The 18,125-nt window shown below is 65.9% G+C and carries 17 protein-coding genes; 10 read left to right on the top strand and 7 right to left on the bottom strand.

The window, feature by feature from the left end:
* Positions 1–170 precede the first annotated feature (170 nt).
* From ltrA to ACQEXA_RS04025, 3 genes are all read left to right on the top strand, one after another.
* Positions 171–1,316: a group II intron reverse transcriptase/maturase gene (ltrA, locus tag ACQEXA_RS04035; protein WP_433128711.1), complete on the top strand. Its 1,146-nt coding sequence runs from the start codon at positions 171–173 to the stop codon at positions 1,314–1,316.
* 107 nt (positions 1,317–1,423) lie between these two features.
* Positions 1,424–2,251, top strand: a complete 828-nt coding sequence (locus tag ACQEXA_RS04030) for an HARBI1 family protein (protein ID WP_433128709.1) — start codon at positions 1,424–1,426, stop codon at positions 2,249–2,251.
* A gap of 251 nt (positions 2,252–2,502) precedes the next feature.
* A complete protein-coding gene (locus tag ACQEXA_RS04025; protein ID WP_433128707.1) occupies positions 2,503–2,985 on the top strand; it encodes a group II intron maturase-specific domain-containing protein in 483 nt (160 codons plus the stop codon).
* Positions 2,986–3,168: 183 nt separating this feature from the next.
* On the opposite strand, the gene ACQEXA_RS04020 is transcribed toward ACQEXA_RS04025, so the two are convergent.
* Positions 3,169–4,035 (bottom strand): LysR family transcriptional regulator, encoded by an 867-nt coding sequence (locus ACQEXA_RS04020; protein ID WP_432937189.1) that lies wholly within the window; start codon positions 4,033–4,035, stop codon positions 3,169–3,171.
* A 200-nt stretch (positions 4,036–4,235) separates the two neighbouring features.
* Between ACQEXA_RS04020 and ACQEXA_RS04015 the strand changes: the two genes are divergently transcribed.
* Together ACQEXA_RS04015 and ACQEXA_RS04010 are read left to right on the top strand one after the other, a co-directional pair.
* Positions 4,236–4,625 (top strand): VOC family protein, encoded by a 390-nt coding sequence (locus ACQEXA_RS04015; RefSeq protein WP_432937191.1) that lies wholly within the window; start codon positions 4,236–4,238, stop codon positions 4,623–4,625.
* A gap of 185 nt (positions 4,626–4,810) precedes the next feature.
* The gene (locus ACQEXA_RS04010; RefSeq protein WP_433128705.1) at positions 4,811–5,560 is read left to right on the top strand and encodes an SDR family NAD(P)-dependent oxidoreductase; all 750 of its coding nucleotides are present in this window, start codon (positions 4,811–4,813) and stop codon (positions 5,558–5,560) included.
* Between the two features lie 478 nt (positions 5,561–6,038).
* On the opposite strand, the gene ACQEXA_RS04005 is transcribed toward ACQEXA_RS04010, so the two are convergent.
* Together ACQEXA_RS04005 and ACQEXA_RS04000 are read right to left on the bottom strand one after the other, a co-directional pair.
* Positions 6,039–7,007, bottom strand: coding sequence for a helix-turn-helix domain-containing protein (locus tag ACQEXA_RS04005; protein ID WP_433128704.1), 969 nt, complete (start codon positions 7,005–7,007; stop codon positions 6,039–6,041).
* Between the two features lie 466 nt (positions 7,008–7,473).
* Positions 7,474–8,127 (bottom strand): TetR/AcrR family transcriptional regulator, encoded by a 654-nt coding sequence (locus ACQEXA_RS04000; protein WP_432937198.1) that lies wholly within the window; start codon positions 8,125–8,127, stop codon positions 7,474–7,476.
* A 58-nt stretch (positions 8,128–8,185) separates the two neighbouring features.
* Between ACQEXA_RS04000 and ACQEXA_RS03995 the strand changes: the two genes are divergently transcribed.
* On the top strand, positions 8,186–8,704 hold the full coding sequence (locus tag ACQEXA_RS03995; protein WP_432937200.1) for an ester cyclase: 519 nt from the start codon (positions 8,186–8,188) through the stop codon (positions 8,702–8,704).
* A gap of 469 nt (positions 8,705–9,173) precedes the next feature.
* On the opposite strand, the gene ACQEXA_RS03990 is transcribed toward ACQEXA_RS03995, so the two are convergent.
* Entirely contained in the window at positions 9,174–10,088 is a 915-nt protein-coding gene (locus ACQEXA_RS03990; RefSeq protein WP_433128702.1) for a helix-turn-helix transcriptional regulator, read from the bottom strand.
* Between the two features lie 244 nt (positions 10,089–10,332).
* Here ACQEXA_RS03990 and ACQEXA_RS03985 point away from each other — a divergent pair, with 244 nt between their 5' ends.
* Together ACQEXA_RS03985 and ACQEXA_RS03980 are read left to right on the top strand one after the other, a co-directional pair.
* Positions 10,333–11,034: a type 1 glutamine amidotransferase domain-containing protein gene (locus tag ACQEXA_RS03985; protein ID WP_432937204.1), complete on the top strand. Its 702-nt coding sequence runs from the start codon at positions 10,333–10,335 to the stop codon at positions 11,032–11,034.
* Between the two features lie 229 nt (positions 11,035–11,263).
* Complete coding sequence (locus tag ACQEXA_RS03980) at positions 11,264–12,313, top strand: NAD(P)-dependent alcohol dehydrogenase (RefSeq protein WP_432937206.1); 1,050 nt, start codon at positions 11,264–11,266, stop codon at positions 12,311–12,313.
* A gap of 145 nt (positions 12,314–12,458) precedes the next feature.
* Here the strand turns inward: ACQEXA_RS03980 and ACQEXA_RS03975 are convergent, their stop codons facing one another.
* The gene (locus tag ACQEXA_RS03975; RefSeq protein ID WP_432937208.1) at positions 12,459–12,644 is read right to left on the bottom strand and encodes a DUF5808 domain-containing protein; all 186 of its coding nucleotides are present in this window, start codon (positions 12,642–12,644) and stop codon (positions 12,459–12,461) included.
* Between the two features lie 740 nt (positions 12,645–13,384).
* On the opposite strand from ACQEXA_RS03975, the gene ACQEXA_RS03970 reads away from it, so the two are divergent.
* On the top strand, positions 13,385–14,482 hold the full coding sequence (locus tag ACQEXA_RS03970) for an NADH:flavin oxidoreductase/NADH oxidase (protein ID WP_432937210.1): 1,098 nt from the start codon (positions 13,385–13,387) through the stop codon (positions 14,480–14,482).
* 310 nt (positions 14,483–14,792) lie between these two features.
* Here ACQEXA_RS03970 and ACQEXA_RS03965 read toward each other — a convergent pair whose 3' ends face one another.
* Both ACQEXA_RS03965 and ACQEXA_RS03960 read right to left on the bottom strand, forming a co-directional pair.
* Entirely contained in the window at positions 14,793–15,056 is a 264-nt protein-coding gene (locus ACQEXA_RS03965) for a hypothetical protein (RefSeq protein ID WP_432937213.1), read from the bottom strand.
* Between the two features lie 157 nt (positions 15,057–15,213).
* Positions 15,214–16,242, bottom strand: coding sequence for a helix-turn-helix transcriptional regulator (locus tag ACQEXA_RS03960; RefSeq protein WP_433128699.1), 1,029 nt, complete (start codon positions 16,240–16,242; stop codon positions 15,214–15,216).
* 870 nt (positions 16,243–17,112) lie between these two features.
* Here ACQEXA_RS03960 and ACQEXA_RS03955 point away from each other — a divergent pair.
* Positions 17,113–18,042, top strand: coding sequence for an SAM-dependent methyltransferase (locus ACQEXA_RS03955; protein WP_433128697.1), 930 nt, complete (start codon positions 17,113–17,115; stop codon positions 18,040–18,042).
* Positions 18,043–18,125 lie beyond the last annotated feature (83 nt).

Genomic DNA, 18,125 nt, shown 5'->3' with positions numbered 1-18,125 from the left:
GCGCCCCAAGTGGCAGAAACCACAAGGGGTTGAGTACCGAGTCGGGGTCCGCTGGCGGACCGGTTCGTAGTAGTGACGAAGCTCCTGTAATGGGAGTGGAGCGAAGGGGCCGGGCTGTCCGTGACTGGTGTTCGTTCGATCAACCGGGCTGAGTTCCCGGGAGGAGTCGCGTGGACGAGTTGAAATCGCCGGGCAAGCCGTTCGAAATATCAAAGCGGGCTGTCTGGGAGGCATACAAGAAGGTCAAGGCAAACAAGGGGGCATCGGGGGTCGACGGGGTATCGATCGAGGAGTTCGAGAAGGATCTCAAGGGAAACCTTTACAAGATCTGGAACAGGATGTCCTCCGGCTCGTATTTCCCGCCTCCGGTGCAGGCGGTGGAGATCGCCAAGACGCATGGCGGAGGCACCAGGATTCTCGGAGTGCCGACTGTAGGCGACCGGATCGCACAAACGGTGGTGGCTCAGGAGTTGGAGCGGAAGGTCGAGCCGATCTTCCATCCCGACTCCTACGGTTACCGCCCGGGGCGTTCCGCGTTGGATGCCGTCGAGGTCTGCCGGCGACGCTGTTGGAAAGCGGACTGGGTGATCGATCTCGACATCCGGAAGTTCTTTGACAGCGTTCCGTGGGACCTGATCGTCAAAGCGGTGGAGGCGAACACCGACCTCCCGTGGGTGGTGCTGTACGTGCGGCGGTGGCTCAATGCCCCGCTGCAACTACCCGACGGGACCTTGCAGCAGCGCGACTGCGGGACTCCTCAGGGGTCAGCGGTTTCACCCGTACTCGCCAACCTGTTCCTCCACTATGCACTCGATACATGGATGGCCAGGAAGTTCCCCGCCATCAGGTTCGAACGCTATGTGGATGATGCGGTGTTGCACTGCTTCAGTGAACGTCAGGCACGTTTCGTGCTGAAGGCGCTCACGGAGCGGATGGACGAGGTCGGGCTGGCGCTGCATCCGGAGAAGACCAGGATCGTCTATTGCCGGGACGGAAATCGACGCGGCTCACATGAGCACACGTCGTTCACCTTCCTGGGGTATACGTTCCGGGCTCGCGGAGCGCGGCAAAAGGACGGGAAGATGTTCACCGCTTTCCTGCCCGCGATCAGCAAGGACGCCTTGAACAAGATCAGCGCAGAGGTGCGGTCCTGGAGACTGCACGTGCGTACTGGTCATACCTTCATGGACCTCGCACGGATGATCAATCCAGTAGTGCGGGGTTGGACCAACTATTACGGCGCCTTCTACAGATCGGCGCTATATCCCCTCCTGGCACGCATCAATGAGCCTTTCTCGGTAACCGGCGGTCGCTGAGTGTGATCGCCTCCGGGTGTCTCGTGGTGCACTCCCAACTCCGGGCAGGCGTAAGGCCCCTGGTAGGAACGATCTTGCAACAGAAAGATCCGACCGAGGGGCCTCACGTGCCGACCAGTGTCACATACACCGCCGTGCTCGATGTCCGGCGCTCCACCGCCGAGCACCTGGCCCGGCTCCTGCGAAGCCATCGAACCGAGGTCGGCACCCGCCGCGGGCGCCGCGCCCTGGGCTGCTTCAAGCAGGCCGTGCTGATCCTGCGCTGGTTCATCGACGGCACCCGTCTGTCCCAACTCGCCCGCGACAACGCCCTGTCCACGTCCACCGCCTACCGATACCTGCACGAAGGGCTGACGGTCCTGGCGGCCGGGGCACCGGACCTGGCCACCGCGCTGGAACGGGCGAAGGCGGCCGGCCTGACCCATCTCAATCTGGACGGCACGGTCATCCGCACCGACCGTGTCGCGGCCCCGGGGCCCAACGGGGCAGACCTCTGGTGGTCGGGCAAGCACAAGCATCACGGCGGCAACGTGCAGGTCATCTCCGCCCCGGACGGCTGGCCGATCTGGGTCTCGCCGGTGCGGCCCGGCCGCGAGCACGACACTACCTGCGCCCGCCACCACGGGCTGCTCGATGCTCTGAACCGGCTCGCCGACCAACTGGGCACACTGACCCTGGTCGACCTCGGCTACGAGAACGCCGGAGACGGCTTCCGTCACCCGGTCAAGAAGCCCGCGGGCGGTGAACTCACCGAAGCCCAGCAGACCTTCAACAGGGTCATCCGAGGCATCCACGGGATGTGCGAACGCGCGAATGCCCTGCTCAAGACCACCTTCAAGGCCCTGCGGCGGGTCAGCCTCGATCCCAGCCGCATCACCCAGATCGCCGCCGCAGCCCTCGTCCTACTCCAACTTGAATACGACCGCACCATCTGAACGTTCACACACAGGCATGATCGCTTACCGGGAAAGGTTCAATGCCTACTTGGTGCGGTGGATTCGCCAGAAATACAAACGGCTGCGGTCGAGGAAGAAGGCCCAGGAGAGCTGGCAGGGGATTGTCAAGCGTTACCCTCGCCTGCTCGCGCACTGGCAATGGGTTCCCTCGGTTCCGCGTGTTTGGTGACCAGGACAGTAAGAGCCCGGTGAACTGAGAAGTTCACGCCGGGATCTGTGGGAGCCCGGGGGTGAGATTCCCCCGGGCCACCCGACAGGACGACAACCGACGGGGCCGGTTTCCGGTCTGCGAGTTCACGTTCCTGGGGTTCACGTTCCGGCCGCGAGGAGCCAAGGACAAGCACGGGGTGATGTTCACCGCGTTCCTACCCGCGATCAGTAAGCAAGCCCTGAAGAAGCTGAGTAGGACGGTACGGTCCTGGCGACTGCACCGTCGCACCGCGGAGGAGTCAGCCGATCTGGCCCGGATGGTCAATCCGGTGGTCCGGGGATGGATGAACTACTACGGGCGCTTCTACCGCTCGGCGCTGTACCCGCTGCTCGACCGCATCAACGCCTACCTGTTGCGGTGGATCCAGAAGAAGTACCGGACCGGGATGAAACAGGCCCTGCGGCGGCTGGCCGAGGGCCACACGCGGCGTCCAAAGTACTTCGCTCACTGGACCTGGGTGACCCCGGCGGGGTCGAGGACCAGGACGACAAGAGCCGTATGACGGGAGACTGTCACGTACGGTTCCGTGGGAGCCCGGGGGTGAGATTCCCCCGGGCGACCCGACTACTGGGTGTGACGGGAGAGCGTGTCTCTTCCACGGCGCGGTCCTGTCGCCGCGATTCGGCCATGGCTGCGCTGATGATCCGCCGGAAATCCTCAAGTGGTCATGCGATCGGGGACGTGTTCAGACGCCCAGCAGGGAGAGGAAAGCGGAGGCCGCGGGTGACGGGGTGAGTCGGCTCCAGATGAGGCGCTCCACCCGTACTGGCCCGTCGGCGATCGCTACTCGCCGCAGTCCGTGCAGTTCAGCGGTGAACGTCTCGGGCAGCAGGGCGATGCCCAATCCATGGCGGACCATGCGGACCATGAGCTCGACGCCGGACACCTCGAAGGCGACCTCGCGCCGCAGGCCGGCCGCCGCGAACGCCTGGTCCGACTGGGCGCGGGCGGCGCTGCCGTCGGCGAAGTCCACGAACACCTCGTCGGCGAGGAGGCGAAGGTTCACCTCGGCTTCTCTGGCCAATGGATGGTCCGGGGCCACAATCGCGACATGCCGGCCGTGGGCGAGTTCCTTGTCATGGACGCCCTGCGGCCGGAATCCGGACTGGACGCCGAGGAATGCAGCGTCCAGATTGCCGTCGCGCACCTGCTCGACGAGGCTCTCGCTGGAGCCCCCCCGAAGACTGATCCGTACCTGGGGGTAGCGCAGGCGGTAGTCCCGGAGCACCGCTGGGAGATCGACGGCCGCCACGGTGGGGATCGACCCAACGGTCAGTTTGCCCTGAATCCTGCCGGTGGCCGCCGCCACCTCCGACCGGGCCCGCTCGGTCGCTTCCAGGGCCTCGCGGGCGGCCGGCAGAAACGCCTCTCCGGCGGAGGTCAGCCGCACCCGGCGGCTCGTCCGATCGAACAGCCGGGCACCCAGTTCCTTCTCCAGCCGGGCCACTTGATGGCTAAGCGCGGACTGGACGATGTGACACCGCTCGGCGGCGCGGGTAAAGCTGGCGGTCTCCGCCACCGCGAGGACGTAGCGCATCTGCTGGAGATCCATTGATCCATCGTGAAACACGATGGATCAGATGACAAAGGTGCGTTGGACCCATGGACAGCGGGTCGGCCATGCTGAACGCGGTGGCGGATCACGGTCGCCGGACGACGGGCCACCGCCCCGGTCCGGCGAGGCCCCGAAGCCGCCGGCCGTCGTACTTCCACCGGCGCCCCAAGCGCCTCGGCCCCCCGGGGGAGATACTCATGCGCGTGATCGGCTTTGACCACCTCGTCCTGAATGTTGCCGACATGGAGCGTTCGCTCGCCTTCTACACCGGCCATCTGGGCCTGCAACCAGTACGGGTGGGGGAGTGGCGGGCCGGTAAGGCGCCCTTCCCTTCCGTGCGGGTGAGCCCCACCACCATCATCGACTTGGTCGAGGCGCCCGCCGAGCGGCCGGAGGGCTCCAATGTCGACCACATCTGCCTGGTGGTCGAGCCGCTCGACTGGCAACAGGTCATCGATTCCGGGGTCTTCACAGTGGTGGACGGTCCCGGCGAGCGCTTCGGCGCCCAGGGCATCGCGGTCTCTCTCTACGTGCAGGACCCGGACGGTAACACCGTGGAACTGCGCTGGTATCCGCAGAACGACTGAGAATCTCAGCGGTGCCACACGACCGACGGCGGACGGTAGATTCCTTTGTGATCGCCGCGTATACCCAAGGGCGGATCGTCCCTCGGTGGTGAATGCGCTTGCCGCGATCCTCATCCGCCAAAGCCTGCTCCTCACATCTACATCGCACACATTGGTTGGTTCACATGGCTCGTTTTCAGGACCGGGTGGCAATCGTCACGGGCGCTGGAGCTCCGGACGGGATCGGTGCCGCCGTGGCGCGGGGACTTGTCGCGGAGGGCGGACGGGTCGTGTTGTGCGCGACCTCCGAGCGGATCCACGAGCGTGCCGCGGAATTGGGCGAGACTGCGGTGGGCGCGGTTGCCGACCTGACCCTCGAAGGCAGTGCGGATGCCGTGCTGCACGCCGCGGTCGAGCGATGGGGTCGGGTTGATGTGCTGGTGAACAATGCGGGCATGACGTCGGTGACCTCGGGTTGGGATGCTGATGGGGATGTCGCCGCGCTGTCATTGGCGGACTGGAACGCGGCTCTGGCCCGTAATCTGACGACGGCCTTCCTGATGTGCCGCGCCGTGGTGCCCACCATGAGGGCGGCTGGATACGGCCGGATCGTCTCGGTCGGCTCCACCACGGGAACGGTCACTGCCATGCCGGGCCAGGCCACCTATACAGCGGCGAAGGCCGGGTTGGTGGGGCTGTCCCAGGCGCTCGCCCTCGAAGTCATCAGGGATGGCGTGACGGTGAACATCGTGGCTCCCGGTTATGTGGCAACCGGTTCGCAGCTGGAGTTCGAGGCCGCGGCCGCCGTGGCGGGACCGTTCGGGCGCAGCGGCACGGCGGAGGAGATCGCGGCGTGCGTGCTGTTCTTGGCGCATGAATCGGCTTCCTTCGTCACCGGCACGGTTCTGGTGGCGGACGGCGGTCACCATCTCCCGGAGACCTGGCCCGCTTCGTGAAGCCACGGGGTCGGGCATCCGGGAGTGACCGCCTGGCGCCGCCTGCGGGACTGGACCGAAGCCGGCCTCTGGCCCCGACAGCAGGTCGCCCTGCCGGTGGCATGCAGCCCAAGAGAACATCGGTGATGGCTGGAAGACCGGACTGCACGCCCCAGCCCACGCCGCGTACGTCACTTTGCGCGCTTCCGCGCACGACAACCGGGGCAACAGCGTCACCCAGAGCATGATCCGCGCCTTCGGGCTGAAGCAACCGCCCTCTGCCCGTCACAGGGGCGGGGCCGCCACCCGCGGTCCCGCCCGTCCTACTGCCGAATCTCCGGCATCACCGAGTACTGGCGAGCGCTCTGTTCGCATCCCAGGGGTTGGCGCGTGAACCAGGAAGATCACGCTGTCCGCGGTCCTACCGCACCGGCGCGGCGTACGCCGCGCCCACTCGACGCGCATCGCCACAGAAGTGGCACGGCGTCGTTCGTCGGGCTCAGATCCAGCCTCGCTTGGCGGCTTCGGCGCCCACCTGGAAGCGGGTCTCGAGGCCGAGGCGGGAGGCGATCGTGGCGATCCGGCGGGTCACGGTGCGCGCGCTCGTGCCCAGTTGCCGGGCGATCGCCTGGTCTTTGTAGCCCGCTTGCAACATTCTCAGCAGCAGGAGATCATCCGTGCTCGGCTGGTCGGGGGTCACCGGAGCCGTCGAGACAATGGGTTGCGCCCGTTGCCAGTAGACGTCGAACAGCTCGAGGAGTGCGTCGAGCAGACCCGATTGATGGACGACGGCGATTCTGTCGTACCGTCCTCCGATCAGTGCGACCAGTGCGACACGACGGTCCATGATCCGAAGCCTGAACGGCACGGTCGACAGGAGCCGGGCCTGCTCGCCGAGCCGAGCAAGGCGGGTGATCAGTTCGAATCTGCCATGTTGCTCCAGCGCCTCGGGGCTGTACACGGACCGTATGTCGACGCCGCGGTCCAGCAGATCCCTCGTGAAGGTCTCCTCCAACTCGGTGCTGTACGGGCCCAGGTACGGTGGCCGGTCCAGCACCCAGAAGTGGGTGCGGATCGATTGGGTCAGCTCGGCGACCCGCAGGGTGATGGCCGCCTCACCAGTGATCACCTCCACCAACTCGGTCGGATGCTCCTGCAGTCGGCTGGCGCGGTACTCGCTTGCCAGGTCATCGACCACGTCTCCCACTGCGGCGAACGCCGCTTCGGAATCGGCTCGGCGTTTGGCGAGCAGTGCGCTCAACGCGGTCCGCGGGCTGACCGGCCGGTACTGGCCGTGTCCTTCTGTGCGCAGCACGCCCAGTTCCACCAACCGGGCCACCGCATGCCGTATTCGGCTGGAGGTGGCGCCAAGGTCCTCCGCGATCTCCCGCGCCGTCAGGTCCGGCTTGGCCAGGAGCGTGCGGTAGACCCGCTCTTCGAACTCACTGATCCCGAGGGCACCGAGCACCGGGCCTCCTTCTGTCATCACCGCCCGGCAGGAGGTAAGCCCGGCAATGGCGCGATTCGCCAGCCGACGTTATCAGACAAGAGATCAACCGCTCTGGGGTCGTATGCGCTGAGCGCACGACTTGACTGCGTCGACAGTTCCTGCAGGTCACAGGTCACATTTACCGTTGTCGACACTCTGAGGCGCGAGTCCGGCATGCGCGAGGCGGACCGGATGGCTCAGGAGATCGCCGCGTGCATCCCCTCGGAGAACTGACCGCGCCCAGACAGACCACAGATTTGGCGGCCGCACCCCAGCCCCGGGTGCGGCCTTGACGCGTTCCGTGCCTCAACACATACCCCGCCAACTTCAGGAAGGAATAAAGCCGTCGCGATGCGCAGGATGCCCGTCACAGGCAGGTCGGCAGCGGCGTCGCTCTGGGCGGGCGGTCCTGGTCGCGTCGCTGGATGATGCCCCGTTCTCGGTGTCAGCCGATGAGCGCAGCGATGAAGCTCCCGGCGAGCCAGTCCTCGTATTCGTCATCGGTCCAGCCGCGCTCGCGGCACAGGAGTTGATAGACCTCCGGCGAGTTCAATGTCCAGATCAGATCACGGGCCCTGTCGGCGTCGAGGCCGGCCCGCGCGCCGCCAGTCTGCAGGACCTGCCGGACGATCGCCGTGGCACCCAGGAGGCGTTCTTGCTTGATCGTCTCGGCGAACTCACGGAGGTCCGGATCGCCCCCCTTGGCACCCGAGAGAAGGACGTCGAGCAGCAAACCGAGTCGGCTGGAGACCATCCGGCACACAGCGGCGTAGTGGACGAGTTTGCCGCGGGCCGAAGGTTCGGCGATCAGCGCCTGGAACTCCGGACGCTCGACCATGGGGACCGATTCCTCGTCGCCGCTCAGCGTCACGTCGTAGACATCCTTGACCAGCTTCGCTTTGGTGCCGAACGCCTTGTAGACGGTCTCGGCGGAGACCCCGGCCTCGGCGGCGACCGCTTTGATCGTGGTGCCCGCGTAACCGTTGGTGATGATCAGCTGGTAGGCGGCTTCGAGGATCCGATGGCGGGTCGCTCCGGCCTGCTTGGCACGGGCGGTGTTGTCGTACTGCCGTTTGCCCTTGACGTCACGCTCAGACATTCCTTACAGTCTTCCCGTCTTCAATACAGTTCGACTGTAATCATATCGGGGGGGAGTCGTGGAGGCCATCGCCGCACACGCTGAGCTCTGCCGCAGGTCCATATCGATCATGAGCGAGGGCGACCTTTCCGAGCTCGCCGCCGTGATCCATCCCGACGCGACGAACCGCGAGGCCAAGGGCGAACCACCCGCCTGCCGCACCAAGGGTCCGGCCGCCTTCGTGGCGACAGCCCTGTGGCTGCGCTCCGCCTTCGCCGACCTGCGCTTCGAGTTCCATGACGCGGCGACATCGGGGGATCTGGTCGTCCTGCATGTCACCATGTCAGGCCGTCAACTGGGCGATTTCATCAGCTACGGCGAGAACGCCGAGGTCGCGCAGGCCATGCCGGCCACCGGCCGATCCTTCGCGGTCACCCAGTCTCACTGGTTCCGGATGGCCGATGGCCTGATCATCGAACACTGGGCGAACCGCGACGACATCGGCATGGCGGAGCAACTCGGCTGGGTCCCGCCCACGCCCCCCTACCTGGTCCGGATGGCGCTGGCCAAACGCCGCGCACAGCGCGCAGTCCGTTGAGATCACGGCTTTGACGGTGTCGGCCTCGCGCTGGGTGTCCTGCTGAACCCGCAGTCCCCGCCAGGCTCCTTCGACCTCGGCGGCTTCCAGTGGATCCGTTCCTCGCCCAGTTCGACGCGGTCGCCGGCTATCAGATCAGCTGGGCCACCTACGTCTCGGATTCCTCGCATCCCGGACAGGGCTGGACTGCGTATCGTTCCAGGTCGGCTGACGTGCCGACTTCAAGTCCTGGATGTCGTGGCCCGACGAGTCGGGGACGGATGCCTCGGACTTCGAAGTCGCCGACACCGCCGCGAAGTTGTAGAGCGATGGCTTTGACGGGCTGCACATGATGCTGTGTTGAAACGGACCGGCCTCCCAAGTTCAGCCGGGATGCGCCACGGTCGAGTCGATCCGCACAGCCGCACGTGATGCCGAGAAATCGGTTCGTCCAACACGAGGCGAGCCCGTTCCAGCGCCAACGAGAGAGCTAATCAAGTCGCCGAGGGTGCGCGCCGCGCCCGGAGGCGCTGCTGTGGCTGCTCGTACCCCCGGGAACTGCTGGTTCCTTGGCGCTCCAACTGGCGAGCAGCTTCCAGGCGTCCTGGGACGCCTGGTCTTGGGCCGGCAGGTACAGGAACAGGGTCTGGTCGGCCTCGCCCGGCAGCGCGAAGGCCTGATAGTCGACGGTCAGGTCGCCGACGATGGGGTGGTGGTGGCGTTTGCGGCCGTGCGTGCGGTCGAAGACCTTGTGGTCGGCCCACCAGCGGCGGAAGTGCTGGCTCTTCACCGCCAGCTCACCCACCAACTCGGCTGTGCGGGTGTCGTCGGGGTGACGGCCCGCGTCCATGCGCAGGATCGCGGTCATCTCGGCGGCGATCTGTTCCCAGTCCGGGTACAGCGAGCGGGCAGCCTCGTCCAGCAGGATCCAGCGGGCGAGGTTGCGCTCACGCGCGGGCATCGCCTCGAAGTCGGTCAGAAGGGCGCGGGCGAGGTGGTTGGTGGCCAGCACGTCGGTGCGGCGTCCGAGGATGAAGCCGGCCTGGTCGGTGAAGGAGTCCAGGAACCGGCGTACCAGGGGCCGGACACGCTGTACGACCGGTGCGGAGCGGCGGGAACTGCTGGGTTTGGAACCGGCGAGGTCGAAGAGGTGGGCGCGTTCGGCAGGGTCGAGCCGCAGCGCGCCGGCCACGGCCTCCAGCACCCCGGTGGAGGGGGTGATCTGCCGCCCCTGCTCCAGGCGCGTGTAGTAATCGGTGCTCACCCCGGCCAGGTGGGCGACCTCCTCGCGGCGCAGCCCCGGCACCCGCCGGTAGGCCCCTCGCTCGGGAAGCCCGGCCGACTCGGGGGTGATGCGAGCTCGGGACCGGCGCAAGAACTCGCTGAGCTCGACGTTTCTGGCCATGCCTTCATTCTGCGCCCGCGGTATTCCGCGGTCGACCAGGGAAGGGGGGTCGCTGAGTCCTATGCAACCGATTCCCTGGCAGGTCAGGGCCGGGAAGCGGCCTCCGCGGGCCGGAGGCCGCGTGGTGTTCTGGATTGCGGAGGCCAGCCCGGTAACTACCAGGTCTGATGACCCGGCCGCACCCCGATCGCCTCCTTACCACTGAGCCCCAGGTGGCATCCCCCTGAAGAAAGTGAGTGCCGATATGGCCCGGATCCTGATAGTGCTGTCTGGCGTCGACTACTGGACGCTGACAGACGGCAGCAAGCACCCCAGCGGCTATTGGGCCGAGGAGTTCGTGGTTCCGCACCGCATCCTCACGCAGGCCGGGTTCACCGTCGACATCGCTGCCCCGAAGGGCGGTAAGCCGACCGCCGACCCCGTGAGCCTGCGGCCCGAGGTAGCCGGTCCCGAGGCGGACGCCTTCGCCGCTTACATCGAAGATGCGGCCGAAGCGCTCGCCCACCCCAGGACGCTGTCCGACATCGACACGGCCGACTACGACGCGATCTTCCTGCCCGGCGGGCACGGTCCCATGGAGGACCTGGCCCACGACCCCGACCTCTGCCGCATCCTCATCGAGGCCGACGCCGCCGGGAAGATCATCGCCCCGGTGTGCCACGGCCCCGCCGCACTGCTGTCGGCGAACCTGCCGGGCGGACGCTGGCTGTTCGCCGGACGCACCCTGACCGTCTTCACCAACGAGGAGGAGCGGCTCAACGGCACCGCCCACCGAGCACCGTGGCTGGTCGAGACCGTGCTCACAGCACGCGGCGCCGTCGTTCGTTCCGCGCCAGAGGCTTGGAAGGCGAACGTCGTCGTCGACGGAAACCTGTTCTCCGGCCAGAACCCCGCCTCCAGCGAGCCGCTGGCCGAAAGGGTCGTTGCCGCACTCACCGACCGCTGATCCCGGCTTCGTCGCGTCCCTGACGGGCGGGGTCCCGCCCCGCTCCGCGCAGCCGCAGGTCGCGAACAAGGCCTCACACACGAAAAGTTCTGAGCCGATCTGCCGACAGGCGTCGCGCCAAGAGGCCTGGCCACCAACCACCCGACCGCCGGATCAGCGCACCTACCAGGTTGCTCATGCCATGCGACCCCGGACTACATCGGAACCAATCATTTAGGGAACCTCTCGTATGACCACCACCACTACTGCCTATGCCGCGCGCGCTCCCAAGTCTCCGCTGGAGCGCACCACCATCGAGCGTCGCGCGGTGGGCGAGTTCGACGTCCTGATCGGCATCAAGTACGCAGGCATCTGCCACTCCGACATCCACCAGGCACGCGCGGGCTGGGGCGAGGCGATCTTCCCCATGGTTCCCGGCCACGAGATCGCAGGTGTCGTACGGGAAGTCGGCCCAGGCGTCACCAAGTTCCAGGTCGGCGACCGCGTGGGTGTCGGCTGCATGGTGGACTCCTGCCGAAGCTGCGACAACTGCAAGGCCGGCCAGGAGCAGTACTGCACGGGTGGCGGCGGCAAGGTCGATACGTACAACGCACTCGACAAGGACGGCGAGCCTACCTACGGCGGTTACTCCCAGGCGATCGTCGTCGACGAGAACTATGTGGTGCGCATCCCCGACGGCCTTGCCCTGGACGTCGCCGCGCCGCTTCTGTGCGCCGGCGTCACCACCTACTCCCCGCTTCGGCACTGGGGCGCCGGTCCCGACCGGAAGGTGGCGGTGCTGGGCCTGGGCGGCCTGGGCCACCTGGCCGTCAAGATCGCCCACGCGCTCGGCGCCGAAGTCACGGTCCTCTCCCAGTCCCTGCGCAAGAAGGACGACGGCCTGCGCCTGGGCGCCGACCATTACCGCGCGACCAGCGATCCGACGACCTACGAGGAGCTGGAGGGCACCTTCGACCTCATCCTCTCCACCGTCTCGGCCCCGCTCGACTACGGCGCCTACATGTCCCTGCTGAAGACCGACGGCGCCCTGGTGAACGTCGGCCTGCCGGAGGAGCCGATCTCCCTGGACCTCTTCTCCCTCGTCACCGGCCGCAAGACCATGGCCGGCTCCAACATCGGCAGCATCGCGGAGACCCAGGAAATGCTGGACTTCTGCGCCGAGCACGGCATCGGCGCAGAGATAGAACTGATCCGCGCCGACCAGATCAACGAGGCGTATGAGCGCGTACTCAAGAGCGATGTGCGGTACCGCTTCGTGATCGACACGGCCACGATCTGACGGACGGGACGGCGTGGCGACGCTGCCGACGGCCAGTGCTGTGACCGGAAACCTTCACCAGCCTGAGTAGTCACGACCGAACGTCAAAGCCGGCTGCTCCCCAAGCAGGTCAGCGGGATATCGCGAGGTGCGCAGCACCGTGGCGTCAGTGTTTGCCCAGGTAGACGATCACTCCCACGGCGAGGGGAGCGCCGAACGTCCAGACCCAGGCCATCGGGTGGCCGTAGTTCAAGGTCCGGCCCCATCCGATGCGCTTGGGAACGGCGAGCCGTGGATCAGCCTTGTTGACGTAGAAGATCCCATGCCAGTGGCGATTATCGTCCCAGTTCATGGCCCGCCTCCAGAGACCCGACCCTCTGGAATGAAGCTACCTGGCACAAGAGACACCACCAACCGGTGAAGGCTTCCGGTCGCAGCACCAGGGGTGTCGCCGAGAGCGCGAAAGGCCGCGCGCGGTGCCTGCCGGCAGGCACGCGGCCGAGCGTCACCGCCGGTCGTGCGGTCGCGGAGATCGACGCCGGGCTTCCTCGATGGCCGAGAAGGAACGCATCGGCGCCACCCTCAGCCATCTGGTAGCCGCCGATGACCGCACCCGTCACCGTGAGTGGTGACTGGAACCGGCCCGTCTTCGCCCGCAGCCCCGAGGCGGCCGGGCCGGTCCGGACGGGCGCTGCGCGAGCCTGCTCAGTGAGGAGCTGGGAGCAGCGAACGGCGACGGCACCTTCGCCGCCGCAGCGGGCAGCCCGGTACTGATGGGCTGGGCGCTGCCGGGAACGACGCCCACGCGCCCTCGGAAGACGTGTCCGCTGCCGGGCTCGTCCGGCGGGCCGGGCCAGCCGCGCTGATCCTGACGTCGCCGGCCTGATCCGCCCCGGCCCTGCGCGACTGCGCATCGTCACGGGGCGACGACTGTCGGGCACCGGAAATTCTCTGCCCGACAAGGAATGCACACGCCTATAGAGTGCGTTTGCAAGTATGCGGATCGCAACCAAGAGCGGCCGGAGATCCACTCCGCCGTTCGGCCGCGCGGCCACCGCGGGGCCGCTTGTCGCACTACAGGAGAGACCTTTTGTGAGTACGCTCTTCGAGCCCTATCACGTTCGATCGCTGACCATTCCGAACCGCATCTGGATGGCCGCGATGTGCCAATACAGCGCAGCACCGGAAGGTGAACTCGCGGGTGTGCCGAACGACTGGCACTTCACGCACCTCGCCGCGCGGGCGACCGGAGGCACTGGCCTGATCATCACCGAGGCCACCGCGGTGAGCCCGGAGGGCCGAATCAGCCCCTACGACCTCGGCATCTGGAACGACACCCAGGTGCAGGCATTCCATCGGATCACGGACTTCCTGAAGTCTCAGGGCACCGTCGCGGGGATCCAGCTTGCCCACGCCGGCCGCAAGGCCTCGACCGAGCGGACCTGGGTCAACCGCGGAGCGCCGATCGCGCCCGAGGAGCAGTACGGGTGGACGCCCGTGGCCCCGAGCGGGATCCCGATGCTGCCGGACGCGGCGACTCCCGAGGAACTGACGGTGGAGCAGATCGGAGCTGTCGTACGAGAGTTCGCGGACGCGGCCCGGCGCGCTTTGGACGCGGGGTTCCAGGTGGCTGAGATTCATGGTGCGCACGGGTACCTGATCCATCAGTTCCTGTCTCCGTTCAGCAACCGGCGCACCGACGAGTACGGCGGTTCCTTCGAGGGACGCACCCGCTTCGCCATCGAGGTCGTTGAAGCCGTGCGTGCGGTGTGGCCCGAGGACCTGCCGGTGTTCTTCCGTATCTCCGCCACCGACTGGCTCGAAGAGAACGGCGATGCGCGCGAGGGCTGGACCGCGGACGAGACGGTGCGCCTGGCCAAGGAACTCCGCGCCCGGGGAGTCGACCTGTTCGACGTGTCGACCGGCGGCAACGTGGCAGACGTGACGATTCCCGTGGGGCCCGACTACCAGCTGCCCTTCGCCGAACGAGTTCGCTCGGAGACCGACATGCCGGTGGCGACCGTCGGTCTGATCACCGATCCCACCCAGGCGCAGGCCATCGTCGCCGCGGGCAAGGCGGACGCGGTGCTGCTCGGGCGTGAACTGCTTCGCAACCCGTACTGGGCACGCCACGCCGCCGTCGAGCTCGGTGGTGAGGTCGCGACCCCGGACCAGTACCACCGCGCGTAAGCGACAACCGCGCGCCAGGGAGAAGGGCGCGTGGGGCAGAGCGCCGGAGACGGACGAGGGGTTTCCCCCGAGGATTCCGTCTCCGGCGCGCCTCGAGCCAGTAGTTCTCCCCGGTCGACCGCCGTGTTCTCGCACGCTCTGCTACAGGCAGCGGAAGCGACACCTTGAGCCCTTTCCAACCCGTCCAGCGGGTTCGGAAGTCGGCCTAGTGGAGCGGTGAAGCCGCGGGTAGATGCAGCACCACCCGGACGACCGATCTCGTGCAGGCTGTTCTGATGCTTCACCATGCATGCGTAGGGGCGAGCAGGTCTTACCGGGGGTCATCGCTTTCCCACGGGTAGCCGAAGCAATCCGGCCGCAGCCCCCAGAGGGCGAGCGCGTCCTCGAGCGCGGACTCGTCCGCCGTCGAGGCGGCGCGCACCAGCACCGCATCGATGTCGTGGTCGAACCCGTCGATCCGGTCGGCGTCGTACTCCCAGTGCTCCAGGCGGAAGCTGCGCGTCGCGTCACCGCGCACCCAGTCCTCCTGCGCCGCCTGGGCATCGCGCGTATCCCGTTCCGGAGTGATGTCCACAAACAGCTGCGCACGGACGTCAGCACAGCACTACGAGTCATGGGCAGACTCGCCGCTGCGAGGTTGGAAAGAGCTCCTTGTCCGTCATCCGTCGCGGTCAAGCCCAGGGTATCCACCCGTCAACGAGACTCATCCACCGTCCGAGCGCCTTTGAATATCAATTCTCACTGCCTGCCTTGCCGTAGTTTCTCAGGTAGGCGGCCGGAGTGGTTCCGTAGAATGACTTGAAGTGTCTGATGAAGTGACTTGAATCCGAAAATTGCCAACATGCGGCGATTTCGGAAATGCTGGCTGTGCTGCCCAGCCTCATGAGCTCACCGTGAGCCTTTTGCAGGCGTCGTCGGCGAGCGAAGGCCATGAGGGAATCATTCGATTCCGAAAATGATCTGTGCAAAGTGCGAACGGAGACCCCGATCATTTGGGCAACCATCGCGGGGGACAGATCAGCTCTCTCGATGTTTCTTTCGATGACGTTCTTCGCAGCATTCACCGTGGCGTTCGGGTGATCCTGCAGGCCCAGTTCGGAACGCTCGGAAAGCATTCCTGAAAACAGAGCCGCGCAGGCGTCCAATGCAATATTCTGCGTGGAGATCGAGCGGTCGAGATCGCTGCTGCTTTTCTCGATCGCTTCCAAGAAGTTCACGAGGAAGCGAACCTCGGGGGCTGAAACATCCGAGGTGTACGCCTGGCCGAGTATCTGAGGTGATCCGACGCGTGAAAGCACCAGGTGCCGCGGGATTGTCACGACGCGCAGACGGGTGGCCGGCGCGCAAAAGAACTCCCAAGAGGCTTTTGTGTCCCGGATGCAGATCTGGCCGGGGGTGACAGAGTGGGTTCCCGTCTTTCCCGTGAAATTGATCTGGCCAGAGGTTACCAGGTCGGCCACGATTGGGTCCTGGTCCAGATCGTTCCCCGAGATTCCTGTCAATGAATCACAGTACACTTTGACCGATAGGAGGCTATCGAATAGATGGCCGTTTGCGGAGAATTTGAAACCACGCGAAGCGAGATGGTGGGGGATGGTGACGCGCTTGAGGTGTGAGAATGGGCCGCCTTCCCATTCCTGGAAGATGCGCTTGGTATCCCCGATTTGCCGAGCCGAAAGGTTCATGCTGGTCTTGAAATCTGTTGCGCGGCTGGAATTCAGGGGAGCTTCCGCGAAGTCTTCCGGCTTCTGGTCACTCATCTGTGCCTCTTTTCGGCCGCTCTAGCCGGCATTCTTGTCGAGCGCATAGAGCGGTCGATGGGAAATCGATGTGGTTACAAGTCGGTGACACCGTTGTCGCCCTTGAGGTTTTTGTACGGTACTGGCTGATGGGGACTCCTGTCGAATGATCAAGGAGCGTTGGCGTCATCGTTCAATCCTGTGGCCCTCATGTACAACTTCGGCATCTTCCTGGAGGCCTCGTGCACGGTTGGCCGTGGCACTTCGAGGGCGTGGTGCGGGCGGTGTGTTCATGCGTGAAGGCCACCGGGGGAGGGGGGTCCGCTGGGAGGGCAGTGCGGCGACGGCGTGGGTGAGACCGCTCATCTGCTCGGGACGGCCTGAGGGGGCGGGGAAGATCCCTCTGGTCCTTCGGCGGTTTGATGCCCGGCTTGATGTGGATACGCGATGAGGAATGCGCCCTCCGCTGCCGCTCGTGTCTTCTCCTGCCCAGCGTGTGAGTTCTTGTGGACCGTGCGATGCGGCGGTGTCGTACCCCATCCGAAATGTCCGTAACGACCTACAGTCGCCCCGGGCACCGCCGTGACGCGGTCGACGGATGCCTGACCGGGACCCGGCTCAGGCTCCACCCGAGCCTGAGCAACAGTCGGACACACCTTGACGCTCCAGGCGCAGAACCACGCGGACCGTGGCGACGATAAACCGACGTAGCTGACTACGGGCATGCGGATTCCAGAACCACGGCGACGTTGTGCGAAGCGATCTTAGGCACTGATCTTCTATCCAACCGGGCGTTGTACGAGTGACGATCAGGGCTGTTGTTCCGGGCGTCGGCACGGTCGAAGTGCTGCACGTGGCATCAGGTTTTTCAATGGACAAGAGTGGGACTCAGTGCAGCAAGGCGCAGCGGGGCAGGACCCTCGAAAGCAAGTAGGGAACGCTCTTCCCTCGGACATCGGCTGGACAGGCTTGCTGACGGCTCATATGCGCGCCGTCGAGAGCCAGAGGAATGACCGCCTCTTCGACGATCCGTTGGCCACCGCACTGGTGGACCTCGTGCGCAACGCCGTCCACACGGATCCTGACGGCACGTTGCCCACAGGGCCCGAAGACAACAGCGGCGAGCTCACAGAGGCGTGGTACATGCTGGCGACCTACTTGGGTGTCCGCACGCGCTACTTCGACGACCGCATCCTTGACGCCGTCAGTGGGGGAACGCGGCAGGTAGTCCTCCTGGCGGCTGGGCTGGACTCGCGAGCCGCCCGACTCGCTCTGCCCGCCGGCACCATGGTGTACGAGATAGATACCGAACCCGTGCTGCGATTCAAAGAATCGGTGTTCGAGAGCGCTGGTCTGAAACCCGGCGGGGGGCGTCGACCGGTCCATGCAGATCTGCGCGGCCCTTGGGTTGAGAAGCTGACTCGAGCCGGCTTTGACCCTCTGCAGCCCACGATGTGGCTGATCGAGGGGCTGCTCATGTACCTCGCGCCCGAGGTTTGTGATCGCCTGCTCGACGCGGTGACGCACTTGAGTGCTCCCGGCAGCCGTGTGGCACTCGAGTATTTTGACAGCGTCCCTCGCCAGGACGATGTGTCCACTGTCAACGATGTTGAAGCAGCCGTGATCGGCCGCATCGTGAGCTTCTTCCAGGACGGGCCGGCCCTCCCGCCGAATCGATGGCTGGAAGAACGCGGTTGGGATCCTGATGTGATCACACTCGCTCAGGAGATCGCAGGACACGGCAGGGACATACCGCCTCTGTTCCAGAAGGGGCGCAGGCACGAAGTCGGTGTCTGGCTCGCACACGGCCGTCTGCACTGACACCCCGTCGGTCCCCGGCCCATGCGGCCACTCAGCCGCGCTTGACGGGTTGCCCGGCGGGTCGACCCTTGCCGGTGCGCTCT

This window comes from Streptomyces sp. CA-106110, assembly GCF_050936285.1.
GTDB lineage: Bacteria > Actinomycetota > Actinomycetes > Streptomycetales > Streptomycetaceae > Streptomyces.
Note: the sequence above shows the minus strand (reverse complement) of the source record. Positions and strands in the feature narration are given on the sequence as shown.